Genomic DNA, 15,072 nt, shown 5'->3' with positions numbered 1-15,072 from the left:
ATCGTCGCCTTGGTAGGCCTTTACCCCACCAACAAGCTAATGATGCGCAGGCCCATCCCAAAGTGATAGCTTTCAAGAAGAGGCCATCTTTCACCCCAAGAGCTGTCACTCCCGTGGTCATATCCGGTATTAGTCTGTCTTTCGACAGGTTATCCCAGACTTCGAGGTAGGTTACCTACGTGTTACTCACCCGTGCGCCGGTTTACTAAAGAACCCGAAGGTTCTCGTTCTCCCTCGACTTGCATGTGTTAAGCACGCCGCCAGCGTTCGCTCTGAGCCAGGATCAAACTCTCCAGTTAGAGAGTCGCTGTCAAACTTCGACAGCTAATTGAACAGGTCCCGACCTAATTCGATTCTACTGGTTTGCCAACCTCGCATCGAGATTGGCGCGCTACCACTTAGTTTTCAAAGACCGAACACTTGCCACACGGGCAAGGAGCGGAGAGTTAACTGAGCACCCCGCGAGAGTCAACAACTACCGGAGGACGGCTCACCAACTGACCTGCCGCTTCAGGCCGCCGTTGGAATCGGTGTTGTTAACGCCGCGGACGCGGAGCGTCAAGGGGGGTGTCACGAAAAAGGCACGAGGATACGTACTTTAGCTAGCCTGCGACGCCCCACGGCGACGAGGTATTCCCCCCCCGCAGGGAGCCGGTGCAGGGGGTCCTCGACAGCCTCTCCGTCCACCTTCACGGCGCGCTGCCCTGCCAGACGTCGCGCTTCGCTGTTCGACTTGGCAAACCCGATACTCGAGACGATCTGGAAAAGCGGCAGACCGCCCTCGGCGTCGGCCTCCAATTCGACCTCATCGGGCTCGTACGCATTTCTTTCCTGAAAACGCTGCTCGAAGTGCGTCCGAGCAGCGCCGGCGGCCTCTGCCCCGTGAAACTGTCCCACTATATTCTCCGCCAGGGCCTTCTTGGCCTCCATCGGGTGGATCTTCCCCGCGGCGACCTGCGCTCCGAGACCGGTCATCCCGTCGCTCACGAGCGTCGCGTAGCGAGCCATCAGGTCGTCAGAGATCGACATGAGCTTGCCGAACGTCTCCTCCGGGGCATCGGCCACGCCGATCGAATTCCCCAGGGATTTGCTCATCTTCTGTTTTCCATCGGTGCCTTCGAGGAGCGGCATCGTCAGAACCGCCTGGAGCGGCTTTCCGTAGGACTTCTGGATCTCTCGGCCCGCGAGCAGGTTGAACCGCTGGTCTGTCCCCCCCACCTCGACGTCGGCTTCCAGCGCCACCGAGTCGTAGGCCTGCACGAGCGGGTACAGCAGCTCGTGGATCCCGATCGCCCGGTTTTCCGACATCCGCTTCTCGAAATCGTCCCGCTCGAGCATCCGAGCCACCGTAAACTGGGCGCAGAGCTTCACCATGTCCGCCCCGTTCATCTTCTCCATCCACTCGGAGTTGAAGCGGACGGAGGTCTTGTCCGGATCGAGGATCTTGAAGATCTGCTCACGGTAGGTCTCAGCATTCGCCGCCACCTGCTCCCGCGTGAGCGCCTTGCGGGTCTCGGAGCGGCCGGTCGGATCGCCGATCCGGCCGGTAAAGTCCCCGATCAAAAAGATGACCTGATGGCCGAGCTCCTGGAACTGGGCGAGCTTCCGCAGCACCACGACGTGGCCGAGGTGTAGGTCCGGGGCCGTGGGGTCGGCGCCCAGCTTCACTCGGAGCGGCCTCCCCTCTTTTTCCGCCCGCGCGAGCTTCTTCTCGAACTCGCCTTCGGGCAGGAGATCGACCGCGCCTTGGCGGATGACCTCCATCTGCTCGGCAATGTTGCTCATGGCTGGTGCACCTCACGCAGACGCCGAATCGCTTGTGCGTTGCCCGTTTCCGGGTCGACGTCGATGAAGGCTCCTTGCAGGACGACGGGCCCTTTCGCCACCTCGAAACGTGCCGGGCGCTGGTTCAAGAACCGCTCGATCACCTCTTTGCGCCGCATGCCGATCACGGAATCCGTCGGCCCGCACATGCCCGCATCGGTCAGGTGGGCCGTGCCGCCCGGCAGAACGCGCTCGTCGGCGGTCTGGACGTGCGTGTGCGTTCCCACGACGGCCGCGACCCGCCCGTCGAGGTACCACCCCATCCCGACCTTCTCCGACGTCGCCTCGGCGTGCATGTCGACGATCACGACCTGAGCTTCCGCTCCCGGGCCGGCCAGCACCTCATCCGCCGCGCGGAACGGACAATCGTAGTTGTCCATGAAGACCCGGCCGATCAGGTTCAGAACACCCACCTTCACGCCGTTCTTTGCTTCGACTACGGCGAAACCGTGCCCGGGACTCCCCTGCGCGAAGTTCTGCGGCCGCAGGAGTCGCTCCTCTCGGTCGAGGTACGGGAGAATGCTGCGATGCTGCCAGATGTGGTTCCCCGACGTGAGTACATCAACGCCAGAGTCCAGCATCTCCTCGAGAGAATCCGGGTCGATTCCCCGCCCGCCGGCGGCGTTCTCACCGTTGGCGATGACGAAGTCGACCTCGTTCTCGGCCCGGAGCCGTCGCAGCTCGCTTCGCAGCAAGCGCCGGGCTCCACGCCCGACGACATCCCCCAGGAAAAGGATCTTCATGTTGCCCCCTGGAGGATTCTAGTGCGCAAGATGGCTCGCGCGGGTCTCCCGAATCACGGTGACCCGGATCTGCCCGGGGTACGTCATCTCGCTCTCTACCCGCCGCGCGACTTCACGCGCGAGCAGCGCCGACTCGTCGTCGTTCACCTTCCCCGGATCCACGAAGATCCGGATCTCGCGTCCGGCCTGGACGGCGAAGGACTTCTCGACGCCCTTGAAGGAGTTCGAGATCTTCTCGAGGTCCTCCAAGCGCTGGACGTAAGACTCCAAGACCTCGCGCCGGGCACCCGGGCGGGCTCCAGAGAGAGCGTCGGAGGCGTCCACCAGGGGCGCGAGCATCGTCTCCGCCTTCACCTCTTCGTGGTGTGCGGCAATCGCGTTGCAGATCTTCGCGGACTCCCCGTACTTCCGAGCGATGTCCGCACCAATCAGCGCGTGCGAGCCCTCGACCTCGTGGGTGAGCGCTTTGCCGATGTCGTGCAACAGCGCCGCGCGACGCGCCTGCTTGGCGTTCAAGCCCAGTTCGCTCGCCATGACGCCACAGATGAACGCCGCTTCGATCGAGTGCGCCAAGACGTTCTGCCCGTAGCTGTAGCGGTATCGAAGCATCCCGAGGAGCTTCACGATCTCCTGATGAACGCCGTGGACACCGACCTCGAAAAGGGCCTTCTGACCGGCTTCGCGGACGGTCTCTTCGACGTCCTTCTCGGACTTCCGCACCACGTCTTCGATACGGCCCGGGTGGATCCGCCCGTCGGCGATGAGCTTGTCAACGGCGATCTTGGCGATCTCCCGGCGGACCGGGTTGTGGCAGGAAATCACTACGGTTTCGGGTGTGTCGTCGATGATCAGATCGACGCCCGTGGCGGCCTCGATCGCTCGGATGTTCCGCCCCTCGCGGCCGATCAGCCGGCCCTTCATGTCGTCGCTCGGGAGGTGGACGATCGAGATGGTGCGCTCGGCGACCCACTCGCCGGCCAGGCGTTCGATCGCGACGGCGACGACCTTCTTCGCGCGACGCTCGGCGTCCTCCTTCGCCTCTTCCTCGATCTGCCGGACCCGACGGCCGGCTTCGAGGCGGGCTTCGGATGCCATCTCGTCGACCAGGCCGCGCTTCGCCTCGTCGCGAGTCATGCCTGCGGCGCTCTCGAGTGCCGCGCGGGCTGCGTTTAGGCTCTCGTCGAGCTCGGCCTTCGTCGTGTCAGCCACCTTCTGCTGATCCCGAAGGGTGTTGTCGCGGCGGTCGAGTTCCTTGCCCCGGGAATCGACCCTGGCCTTCTTCTTTTCGAGGTCGACTTCCAACCCGGTGAGGCGCTTCTCCAACTCAGAGAGTTCCCGTCGCTGGTCGCGGGTCTCTCGCTCGACTTTCGATCGAGCCTTTAGCGCCTCCTCTTTCCCCTGTACCTCGGCCTCTTTCGTGATCGATTCCGCCCTATTTCGGGCTTCGTCCAGTACCTTCTCGCCAGCTGCGTCGGCGTCTTGTGCCCGCTTCGTAATCCCGGATCGCTGCATCAAATACAACAGCGCCCAGATGACCGTCCCGACGACGAAGCCGGCCAGCCCCGTCTGCAAGTTGCTCACTCGTCCTTCTCCAATATATTTCGGACATCGTAGAACTCGTCAATCTACCGCCCCGGTGTCAGCTCCGGGACGAAACAGCCTGGAGCGCGGGGCGGACGAACCCGTTCGGACCCTAGGGACCATCTCGGCCAGGTGTCAAGCGATCCACCGGCCCACGGCTGGGATCACTCGACGTCGGGAAGCAGCCCGTCCACGAAGGCTCCCGCGTCGAAAGGCTGGAGGTCTGCCGCCGTCTCGCCGAGGCCGACGTAGCGCACCGGAAGGCCGAGTTCGTGTCGGATCGCGACCGCCATTCCGCCGCGGGCCGAGCCATCCAACTTGCTCAAAGCGACGCCCGAGACGCCGACCGCCTCGGTGAACGACCGGGCCTGCGAGATCGCGTTCTGCCCCGTCGTCGCATCCAAGACGAGAAGCACCTCGTGCGGAGCCCCGGGGCACTGGCGTTCGACGATCCGCCGCACCTTTTTCAGCTCCTCCATCAGGTTCACCTTGGTGTGCAGCCGACCCGCGGTGTCGATGAGCACGACGTCCGTCTTGCGAGCGACCGCGGCCGCCACGCCGTCGAACACGACGGACGACGGGTCTGCGCCCGTTTCCTGCCGGACGATCTCTGCTCCGCTTCGACCGGCCCAGACCTCGAGCTGCTCGATCGCCGCGGCGCGAAACGTGTCACCGGCGATGAGTAGGACCGAGCGTCCCGCCTCGCGGTGGCGGGTGGCGAGCTTGCCGATCGTCGTGGTCTTCCCGACCCCGTTCACGCCCACGACCAGGCAGACCCAGGGAGCCTCACCCGTCGGCTCACCCCCACCGGGCTCCTGGGCCAAGAGGGAACCCACCTCACGCCGCAGCGCCGCGCGAACGCCGGCTTCGGTCCGGTCGGCCGCGGGGAGCCCCCGCACGGCCTCGAGTAGCGTCTGGGTGGTCCGCACACCGACGTCGCTCTCGATCAGGCCCTGCTCCAGCCCTTCGAGGAGGGCGTCGAGGTCCGCGTCCTGTCCGAGTGCGCCCCGGATCCGGCGCGCGAGCGCGTCGCTGCTCTTGCTCAGCCCAAGCCGGAAACGATCGCCTGCCGATCGCTCGACCTCCCTCTCGGGTGCCGACCCCGGCGGCTCCGCCGCGGCTTCGACGTCGGCCCGCGCCCGAAGGCGGTCGCGCAGAAGGCCGAACAGCACGACCAGGAGCGCGATGCCCCAGGCCGAAGCCCAGCCGACCATCGCCGGGTTGGTCCACTCCGGCATCGATCCAGCGTCGCTCAGGCCGAGGCCGCGAGCACCTGGCTCTCGTCGTCGGTCGAGCCCATTCGGACCGAAACGATCTGCGAAACGCCCGCCTCCGCCATGGTGACCCCGTACAGAGCGTCCGCGGACTCCATCGTCCGCTGTTTGTGCGTGATGACGATGAACTGGGTGCGGGCGCTCATCCGACGAAGCATCGCGTTGTATCGCGTGACGTTCGCATCGTCGAGCGGCGCATCGACCTCATCGAGAACGCAGAACGGAGTCGCACGCAGCGAGAAAAGCGCCATGATCAGGCTCACAGCCGTGAGCGCGCGCTCGCCGCCGGACAGGACCGCCAGGCTTCCCAGGCGTTTCCCGGGGGGCTGCACCACGAGGTCGACGCCGGTCTCCATCATGTTCGACGGATTGGTCAGCTCGAGGGAGGCTTCGCCGCCCTTGAAGAGCTCAACGAACACTTCGCGGAACTTCTCGTTGGCCTGCTCGAACGTCTCCTTGAAACGCTTGCGGGTCGTACGGCTGAGCTCGCCGATCGTCTGCTCGAGATTCTCCATCGACGACTCGAGGTCGCTCCGCTGAGTCAGCAGGAACGCATGCCTGTCTTCCAGTTCCTTGGCGTCCGCGATGGCGGCAAGGTTCACGTCGCCTAGACGCCCGAGCCGATCCCTTAGGTTCGCGATGCGGGCCAGGGCCGATTCCTCTTCGAATTCCGCGGGGTGCTCGGCCTCGTTGACTTCGACCCCGTGGTGCTCTCGGGTCTGGACCGCGAGCGCATCGACCTGAGCTTCGAGCGACGCCGACCGGGTCTCCAGCGCGGAGGATTCGTCGCGGGCCGAGTCGTAGCCGCGGCGAGCGACCGAGAGGCGCTGTTCGCACTCCCCGAGCCTGTCCTGAACGTGCCGGGCCTTGGTGCGAACGGCCTCGACCCCCGCCTCACGCTCCGCCAGGGCGACGCGTGCTTCCTCGAGCTCTCGCGCGAGAAGCTCCAGGCCGGCCGTCGCGGAGGCCCGCTCCGACTGCAGTCGATCGACGTCCTCCACGAGCGTCTTCACACGGGCCATGACCACCGAGTGCTCGTGTTCGCGTTGCGCATGCTCGGAGACGGCGTGGGTCATCGCTTCTCGCGACTCCCCGAGCGACCGGCGGAACGCGTCCCGGTGGCGCTCACACTCCTCGACCACACGCTGCTGCTCGGCCAGCGACGTGACCGCGCTCTCGAGGCGCTCTTCCCACTCGGCAATGGCCGCAACAGCCTCCGCTTCCGCCTCTTGTGCCTCGCGCGCGAGAACTTCGGCGCGGGCGATCGCCTCCAGCGCAACGTCGAATTCCTGCTGGGCTTCCGTGGAACGGGCCCTCGAAGCCGACTGCTCGCGCTCTGCAGCGTCGCGCCGGTGCTCGGACGCGACCAGCGCCAGCGTGGCTTCGTGCGCATCCGAGTCGAGGCGGCGAAGCTCGTCACCGAGCTGGGCGCACTCGCTTCGGACGGCTTCGAGCCGGGTCTCGACGACCACGAGGTCCCGCTCGTCGGTGGCGAGCTTCTCGCCCAGTTCGCTGAGTGCGCGTCGCCTCTCGAGGATGTCGGCCGAGGCCGGGGCCTGGCCGCCGGTCACGACCCCGTTCGGGTGTACCACGTCGCCAGCTCGGGTGACCCAGAGGTACCCGTTGCCGTGCGTGTTCCATGCGTTGACGGCCGTGGCCAGGTCGTCGGCCAGGATGACGTTTCCGAACAGCGCGTCCCGCAGCCGCTCGTACCCGGGCTTCGCGCCGATGCGCGGTGCGAGTCGTACGGTTCCCCACGGCAGAGGCGCCGATCCATCGGCCTCGATTCGTCCCTCGATCGGAACCAGCGACACGCGGCCATCACCGGACGTCCGCAGGTGGTCCGCGATCTGAGCTCCGTCGAGAGGCCGGCCCACAACCGCCCCCTGGAGGACCTCACCGAGCGCGGCAGCGGCCGCGGGCTCGAGGTTTTCGGGGATCTCGAGGACCTCTACGAGGAGCGCCCGCGGCGGGGTCTCCATCGCCATGACGGTCCCGATGCCCTCGGCGTAGCCCGCGTAGGCCTGCTCCAGCTCCTGCAGTCCCTCGACTCGGCCACGCACGTGGACGATGCCCTCGCGCAGGCCCGCCTGCTGCTCTTCCAGACTTCGAACCGACTCTTCGCGGCCACGCAGCTCCGCGGTTGCGCGACGTCGGCTGCCTTCGAGGCGATCGTGCAGTTCGCGAGCCGCATGCTGCGCCCCGCGAGCTTCTTCGAGCTCGACACCGGCGTTCTCAACGTCGCGACGGCGTTCGCCCGCGCGCTCCTCGAGACGCGTGCGGTCACCGCGGAGTTCCTCCATGCGGGTCCCGCCCTCGGCCCGGCGAGCTGAAGCGGCCGCGGCCTTGCCGCGGTTTTCGTTGAGCTGCGCCAGCGTATCGGCGTGCTCCTGTCGGCGCCCTTCGCGCTCCGGCTGAGCGACCCGCAGGGATTCCTCGCCCTCCTGCAGAGCCACCTCGGCCCGGCGAACGACGCCGGCGGCCCGGACCCGGACCTCCTCGGCGTTCCGAACCTGCTCGGCGAGTTCGGCGTCGCGGCCTTGGATCGTGCGGGACTCTTCGGCCGTGCGCTCGATGCGCTCGTCCAGCCCGGCGACGACGTCCCGGGTCGCGGCCTGGCGCTCTCGGGCCCGGACCACGACGGCGCTGCTCTGGGCAACACGGGAGAAGCCGACCTCGATCTCTTCCTTTGCGATTCGGTCCTCGGCCTGGGCCTCGTCGCGGGCAGCTTCTTGGCTGGTCAGTTCTTCCTGCAGGCCCGCCAGGCTCTGGCGCACCTCCGCGAGTTGTTCGGCGATCTGATCCCGCTCGGCGTGGAGGACCTGGAACCGGTGGGACGCGAGGCCGATCTCCGTGGTTCGGAGTTCGTCCTGGGCCAGGCGGTACTCCTCGGCTCGTTTCGCCTGCCGACGGAGCGCGCCGAGCTGCCGGTCGATCTCCCGCATGACGTCATTCACCCGCGAGAGGTTCTCCCGGGTGCGTGCGAGCTTGCGCTCGGAGGCGATCTTGCGGGCGCGGAAGCGGGTCGTGCCAGCCGCCTCTTCGATGAACATCCGGAGCTCTTCAGGCTTGGCCTGGACGATCTGGCCTACCCGCCCCTGCTCGATCATGGCGTAGGCCTTGGGGCCGACGCCGCTGCCCATGAACAACTCGGTGATGTCACGGAGCCGAGCCACGGAACCGTTGATCAAATACTGCGACTCTCCCGAGCGGAAGATTTTTCGAGTGACGGAAAATTCGGCCAGCTTTGCAATCTGCGCAGCAAGGCCGTCTTCCAAGCCCTCGGTGCCGAGCGACGCCTCGTCGGCCTGGTCGAACGTCAACGTGACCTCGGCCATGTTCAGCGGATCGCTCGTCGCGTTCCCACCGAAGATCACGTCCTCCATGTCCTTGGCGCGCAGATTCTTTACGCTCTGCTCCCCCATGACCCATCGGATCGCGTCGGAGATGTTCGACTTACCGCAGCCGTTGGGACCAACGACCGCGTTGAGACCCGGCAGGAGGGTCACTTTGGTCGGTTCTCGGAACGACTTGAAGCCGACGAGATCGATCTGCCGGATACGCACTTCCTACCTCCCCTACCGCATCGGCCCGCGCGTCGCGCGCGGGCGCCTCAACCGAACCCGACTTCCCATCAAATTGTGGTCGGAGTCAAGAGTGGCCACAAGTAATTGCGGTCTGCGATGCAAACGACGCCCGAACATCAGCACGACTCCGTCGCGCGCACACCGAGAAACGGTCCCCACTCGGAATACCGGCCGCGCGACGCAGTCTCGGCAAGAAACGGAGTCCATGCAGGACGCCGGGGTTTGCGAAGAAGACGCACCCCGCACTGCTCGGGGGTTCGCCCCCCCTTGCGCCAATTGCATCGGTGACAAGAGCAGACGACGTTCTCCCAACTCGACGTTCCCCCCTGCGATCGCGGCAAGACATGATCGAGATTGAGTTGGCTTCGAGGAAGACGGCGCGCGCAGTACTGACAGGTGTCGCCGTCGCGCGAGTAGACGTTCTGACGACTGAACCGCACCTCCCTGCGCGGCACGCGATCGTAGACGGCGAGTTGGATGACCCGGGGGACCGGCATCGTCCGACCGATGAGCCCGAGACGCTCCCCCTCGCTCGGGCCCGCCTGGCACCAGCGCGCGAAGTCGAACGTCTCGTACGTCGTGTCCACGGCTCGGGCGATTCCTCCGTATAAGAGCACGCAGGCCCGGCGGACGGAGGTGACGTGGATCGGCAGGAAGCTTCGGTTCAGCACCAGGGCCTTGCTTCGGAGCAAGGCTTCCCCCCGGCGAGGAGCCTCTTTGGGGCCATCGCCGACGTCCCGTTGCCGAAGAGCCGCCGCGCCGTTCATCCGAATCGTTCTGGCCCTCCCCTGCGGGCGAGCAGGAAAACGCTACCGGCGTCCCTCGACCGAAGTCAAGGCGAAGAGCCTCCAAGGCCCGGGCCTTGGGGCTTTTCCCGGCATCTGCTTGCCCTTGGATTCCGCATTGGATAAGCCGGAGTCATGGCGGTCGCGCGAGACGCGTGCGCCGCGGACTCGCCAGCGCTCAGCTTTTCGCCCGACCCCGCCGTGGGGGTCGGCCCCAGTCGCTCTAGGCGCACCCGGCCCCGTTTCTCTTTGGGGCTCAGGCCGCTACGAATTACCGCAACTTCAAGTGCGTAAACAGATCGTCGTCAACAGTTCCGCCATCGAAACCCGCGTCGCCCTAACTGAAGGCAACGCGCTTGCCGAGTTGCACCTCGAGAGCGCGGGCGACCACTCGATCGTCGGCCACGTGTTCAAGGGGAAGGTTCTGCGGGTGCTTCCGGGCATGCAGGCCGCCTTCGTGGAGATCGGCCTCGATAAGGCCGCTTTCATGCATGTGTCGGATTTCTGGGATCCTCCACAGCGCGACGAGCACGCGGACGAAGCCGACGACGGCCATGATGACGGGGATCCGATGGCAGCGTTCGCCGAGGACGCCGACGTCGAGGAAGACCCCGCCGAAGTCGTCACGGCCGAGGACGACCCGGCGGAGCCGGACGACGTCGAGCTCGAGGATGAGACCGAGATCGACGCGACCGACGAAGCCGAAGAGGCGGAACCGGACGACGAGCCCGAGGAGGAGGACGAGGAGGAACGCGAGGACGACGCGCCCGCCAAGCCCGCGATTCAGGATGTCCTGAGCAAGGGCCAGGAAGTCCTGGTCCAGATCTCGAAGGAACCGATCGGCACCAAGGGCGCCCGGATCACGTCCCACATCTCGCTGCCCGGCCGCTTCGTGGTCTACACGCCGACGTCCGATCACATCGGTGTCTCCCGCCGAATCGACAATGAGCCCGAGCGCAAACGCCTTCGCGAGATCGTCGAGTCGGGCAGGACCAAGGGCAGCGGCGGCTACATCGTCCGAACCGCGTGCGAGGGGATCAGCAAGCGCGAGATCCTCGCTGACATGAAGTTCCTGAGCCGGTTGTGGGCCAACATTCTGAAGAAAAACGCGGACTCGCCGGCTCCCAGCCAGCTCCACGAGGACCTCGACATCGTCCTCCGCTCGATCCGCGATCTCTTCACGAGTGATGTGGACAAGGTGGTGGTCGACCACCCTGCCGACCACGATCGCATCATCGAGTTCATCGACGGAGTGCTGCAACCCAAGCTCAAATCACGGGTCGAACTCTACGACGACAGCGAGCCCGTCTTCGACCGATTCGGCATCGAGACCCAGGTTCGCCGGGGCCTAGAGCGACGTGTCTGGCTCAAATCGGGCGGCTATCTGGTGTTCGATCAGACCGAGGCCCTCACGACGATCGACGTGAACACCGGACGCTTCGTCGGCAAGAGCACCCACGAGGAAACGGTCCTGAAGACCAACCTCGAGGCGGCCGGGGTCTCGATCGATCAGCTTCGCCTGCGAAACATCGGCGGCATCATCATCATCGACTTCATCGACATGGAGAAGGCCGCCAACCGCAAGAAGGTCAGCGACGCCATCGCTGAGGCGGTGAAGCGCGACAAGGCCCGGACCAACATTCTGCGGATCTCCGAGCTCGGCCTCGTACAGATGACCCGCAAGCGCACCCGCGACAACCTTCGCCAGCTCATCACGTCGCCCTGCCCCACGTGCTCGGGCGACGGACGGCTCCGTTCGATCGAGTCCCTCGCCGCGCAGGTGATGCGTGACGCCCGGCGCCACGTCGGGTCGGCCGGGAACGTCGCTTCGTTGCGCGTAAAGGTCTCTACGGAACTCGCAGAGGCGCTGCGCAAGCGTTTCCAGAAGGGCGTGGCCGAAACCCGCAAAGACCTCGGCGTCTCCATCGACGTCCGAGCCGACCAGAACCTCGCCCGCGGCGAATGGGAGATCGAGGTGACGTCGACCGGCGACACCGAGCCTGCCGCCGACGGCGAAGGCTAGTGCCCGCCAGCCCGGCCGAGGGCTTCGAATCGCCGGATCCAACCGGCGTCGCCGGGCCGGCGCGTCCGGACCGAGAGCACTCGCCCGCCGCGGGCCGCGAACGCAACGAGCAATTCGAGCCCGTCGATTGGCTTTCCTCCGCGCCGTTCGTCCACCAGGATTGTCGACAGCCGCCGGTTCAGATCTTCCCGATCCAACCCAGGCGGCAACGCGAATCCTCCCGCTACCAGTTGCTCGCCGCGAATCGGGAACCACCGCGAATCCTTCTCAGACGGCTCCGCCGGAGCCCTACCACTTGCGGTAACTCGTAAATCCGCCAGCTTGGAGTCAACGGAGGCCAGCTCCTCGATCAGCCGATTTCGCCGGGCAAGGAGCCCGGAGATCTGTCCGTCTATCGCATTGGCGGCGTTCGGCCGAAGAGACTTGGACGACCCAGTCGGGACCCACCTCGCGGTATCCTTGATTTGGGACATGACAAAATCCTATACGTTCCCAGTTGGGAGTTGCCCAGAGGAGAGTGGTTGATGGAGTTGCCGAAGTGTCAGAAGTGCAACGGGGGGTTGTTGATACCGCTCTCGGATTACGGGCAAGAAGGTGCAACCGTCATGTTCAAGGCGTGGGTGTGCACGAGCCCGTCCTGTGGTTTCTCGATCCGAATCGACAAAGGTGAGGTTACCTTTGGGCGCAAAGTGGAGCAGCGGCATTAGCCCGACTCCCTACCGACTCAGTCCGAGCGGCACGTTTCGACCCGCTCGACCTGGCCATCGCTGACCAGGACGACCTCGCCCCACCGTCCGGTCGCCCGCCACCGAGTGCCTGCACGGTGGTAGCGTGCGCTGACCTCTGGAGCCGGAAAACCAAAGCGGTTGAAGGTTCCGAGGGACGCGATCGCGAGCCCTGGGCGCACGGCGCGAACGAATGCCGCCGTGCTCGACGTCCGGCTTGCGTGGTGCGGCACCTTGAGCACTGTCGCCGCCAGATCCGCTCCACCCCGGACCAGACTGCGCTCGGCTCGCGCTTCGATGTCACCGGCGAACAAGATGCGGGTGGCGCCGTAGCGCGCGGACAGCACCAGCGAGGCATCGTTGCGGCCAAAGGACGCGCTCGCTTCCGGCGGGTGTACAACGGTGAGCTCCACCTCCCCGCGGGAGTCCCAAAAGCGTTTCCCGGCGCTCGCGGCCACTTGGGCGGCTCCCCCCCGACGCGCCGCCTCCAGGAGCGCCTGAAAGCTGCGAGACTCCGAAGGCCTGTCATTCCACAAAAATTCGCCCGGCCGCAGCGCCTCGATCACGGCGGCGAGACCGCCGTAGTGGTCGCGATCCGCGTGGGATAGGACCACGGCGCGCAGAGAGCCACCCCGGCGGGCCGCCACGGCGGGAACCACGACACTCGCCCCGGTATCGAAGTCGCCGCCGAGCCCACCGGCATCCACGACCCATAGGTCCCCTCCCGGCGCCTCCAGGAGCAGAGCGTCCCCCTGGCCGACGTCGAGTGCGGCCAACCTCATCTGCCCGGTCGGCGCCCGTAACCAGAGGGCTGCCGCGACGATCCCGCAGGCCAGCCAGGCCCTTCTTCGCCACCGGCGCGACCGCAGTGCCATCGTCGCGATCGCAGCGAGCCCCAACAGCACGGTCGCGACACCCGGAAGCTCGAGCGGGACCGCCGCATGGGGCCACGTGCCGAACCAGTCCGCGATAGCAATCGAAAGATCGATGAGCTGCCCGGCCCAAACGAACCCGACCCGGCCGACCCACGGCGCCCACGGGCCGCAGAGGGCACTGACCAGCCCCAGACCCAGCGCACCAACGCCCAGCAAGGGCCCGATGACCAGATTCGCGACAACACCGACCAGAGACACCATTCCGAAGTAGTGCGCTGCGAGCGGCGCCGTGCCGACTCCCGCTGCGAGCGAGACCATCACGCCGCTCACCAACCAGGCCCACGCCTTCCGGGGCCGTGCCGATCCGGAGCCAGGCGACATGGCACTCCCGAGCGCGGTCCCGCGAGACCGCGTGGCCAGCCCCAGAATCGCCGCGACGGACACGAACGAGAGCTGGAACGAAAGGTCCCGCAGGATGTCGGGGTCGGTCAGCAACAAAAGTCCGGTTGCGAAGAGGAGCGCACGAAACGACACCGCCCGGCGGCGAAGGCAGAGGCCGAGCCCCACCACCGCGGCCATCCCGAGCGCGCGCATCGTCGAGACGGCCCCGCCAGTCAGGAGTGCGTAGGCAGCCGCAGCAAGAACACCCGCAGGTGCCGCGACTCGGGTGAGCGCGATCCCCAGCGCGAGCCGGCGCGGCACGGCCAACGCAAATCGGGCGATTGCGACCACACTCGAGGCCACGATGGCGAGATGCATCCCGGACACCGCGAGAAGGTGCGCCGTACCCGTCCGGGCGAACGTCTCGCGGAGGGCCGGCGTGAGACGCCCCTTGTCCCCCAACACGAGTGCCCGCAGCACAGCCGCTGCCGGATCGCCGACGCTCTGGTCGATCCGCGTTCCGATGTCGCCACGGACCCGCCTCACCCAGCCCCCGACGGAGCGCACCGGGGCCGGGCCGACGCCGGTGAGATTCCCATCGTCGCGCACCCAGGCGGTCCATTGGACGCCGCGGTCGACGAGCCAGCGGGCCCACCGGTCCCGGCCGCCATTGCAGAAACCTCGGACAGGCCGCGGCGTCAGCCGCACCTCGACCTCGTCCCCAATTTCCCAGGGGCTTCGACTCCGGCCCACCGATACCCGGATTCCGTCCCCTACAGACGGCCCACGCAGCCTCTCCTGCGTCTCCGCCACCCGCACCTCGAGCCTCGCCCAGCCAACCCCGGGCGCCCACTCCCCGCGTCGCACCAACTCCACGACGCCCCGAACGGTTCGCTCCCGAAGGGGCCCACCGACGAACGCGGGTTCCCCCGAGACGAGCCCATTCGCCCGGACATGCCCACAGAGGGCGCACGAGGCCGAAAGCAGCACCACCGCTCCGAGACGACGATGCCACAGCAAAACGAGCGGCCCGACCAGCACGCTCGTCAAGATGATATTCAGCCCGTACGGGCTACCGAGGAGTGCCAGCTCCGAGCCCAGGGCCAGACCGGCAACGGCTACAGGGAGCGGCAGCCTCCACCCGAGCGGGCGCCGGCGAGAAAGCGCCCCCACCCGGACTCGCGCGCGGGCCCACCTGTCGCGAAGGGCACGGAGCACGCCGCGTACCTGCCCGTCCGCGGTCGCTCTCGGAAGCGCGGGAGTACCCGCAGGCC

Annotated in this window: 8 protein-coding genes and 1 rRNA gene; 1 reads left to right on the top strand and 8 read right to left on the bottom strand. The window is 66.6% G+C overall.

Annotated elements, in window-relative coordinates:
- From P8R42_04670 to P8R42_04640, 7 genes are all read right to left on the bottom strand, one after another.
- A 16S ribosomal RNA gene (locus P8R42_04670) occupies positions 1–299 on the bottom strand; the annotation flags it as partial.
- Between the two features lie 271 nt (positions 300–570).
- Positions 571–1,785 (bottom strand): tyrosine--tRNA ligase, encoded by a 1,215-nt coding sequence (tyrS, locus tag P8R42_04665; GenBank protein MDG2303943.1) that lies wholly within the window; start codon positions 1,783–1,785, stop codon positions 571–573.
- A complete protein-coding gene (locus tag P8R42_04660) occupies positions 1,782–2,567 on the bottom strand; it encodes a TIGR00282 family metallophosphoesterase (protein MDG2303942.1) in 786 nt (261 codons plus the stop codon). The genes tyrS and P8R42_04660 overlap by 4 nt, the downstream gene beginning before the upstream one ends.
- Before the next feature lie 18 nt (positions 2,568–2,585).
- Entirely contained in the window at positions 2,586–4,148 is a 1,563-nt protein-coding gene (gene rny / locus P8R42_04655; GenBank protein MDG2303941.1) for a ribonuclease Y, read from the bottom strand.
- A 164-nt stretch (positions 4,149–4,312) separates the two neighbouring features.
- Positions 4,313–5,386, bottom strand: a complete 1,074-nt coding sequence (gene ftsY / locus P8R42_04650; protein ID MDG2303940.1) for a signal recognition particle-docking protein FtsY — start codon at positions 5,384–5,386, stop codon at positions 4,313–4,315.
- 14 nt (positions 5,387–5,400) lie between these two features.
- Positions 5,401–8,988 (bottom strand): chromosome segregation protein SMC, encoded by a 3,588-nt coding sequence (gene smc, locus P8R42_04645; GenBank protein MDG2303939.1) that lies wholly within the window; start codon positions 8,986–8,988, stop codon positions 5,401–5,403.
- A gap of 137 nt (positions 8,989–9,125) precedes the next feature.
- Positions 9,126–9,701: an HNH endonuclease gene (locus tag P8R42_04640; GenBank protein ID MDG2303938.1), complete on the bottom strand. Its 576-nt coding sequence runs from the start codon at positions 9,699–9,701 to the stop codon at positions 9,126–9,128.
- Positions 9,702–10,080: 379 nt separating this feature from the next.
- Here P8R42_04640 and P8R42_04635 point away from each other — a divergent pair, with 379 nt between their 5' ends.
- Entirely contained in the window at positions 10,081–11,817 is a 1,737-nt protein-coding gene (locus P8R42_04635) for an Rne/Rng family ribonuclease (GenBank protein MDG2303937.1), read from the top strand.
- Between the two features lie 724 nt (positions 11,818–12,541).
- Here the strand turns inward: P8R42_04635 and P8R42_04630 are convergent.
- Entirely contained in the window at positions 12,542–14,971 is a 2,430-nt protein-coding gene (locus tag P8R42_04630) for a DNA internalization-related competence protein ComEC/Rec2 (GenBank protein ID MDG2303936.1), read from the bottom strand.
- Between the last annotated feature and the right edge of the window lie 101 nt (positions 14,972–15,072).

Source organism: Candidatus Binatia bacterium (assembly GCA_029243485.1).
GTDB lineage: Bacteria > Desulfobacterota > Binatia > UBA12015 > UBA12015 > VGTG01.
The sequence above is the reverse complement of the archived record's forward strand: the minus strand, read 5'-3'. Positions and strand labels throughout refer to the sequence as shown.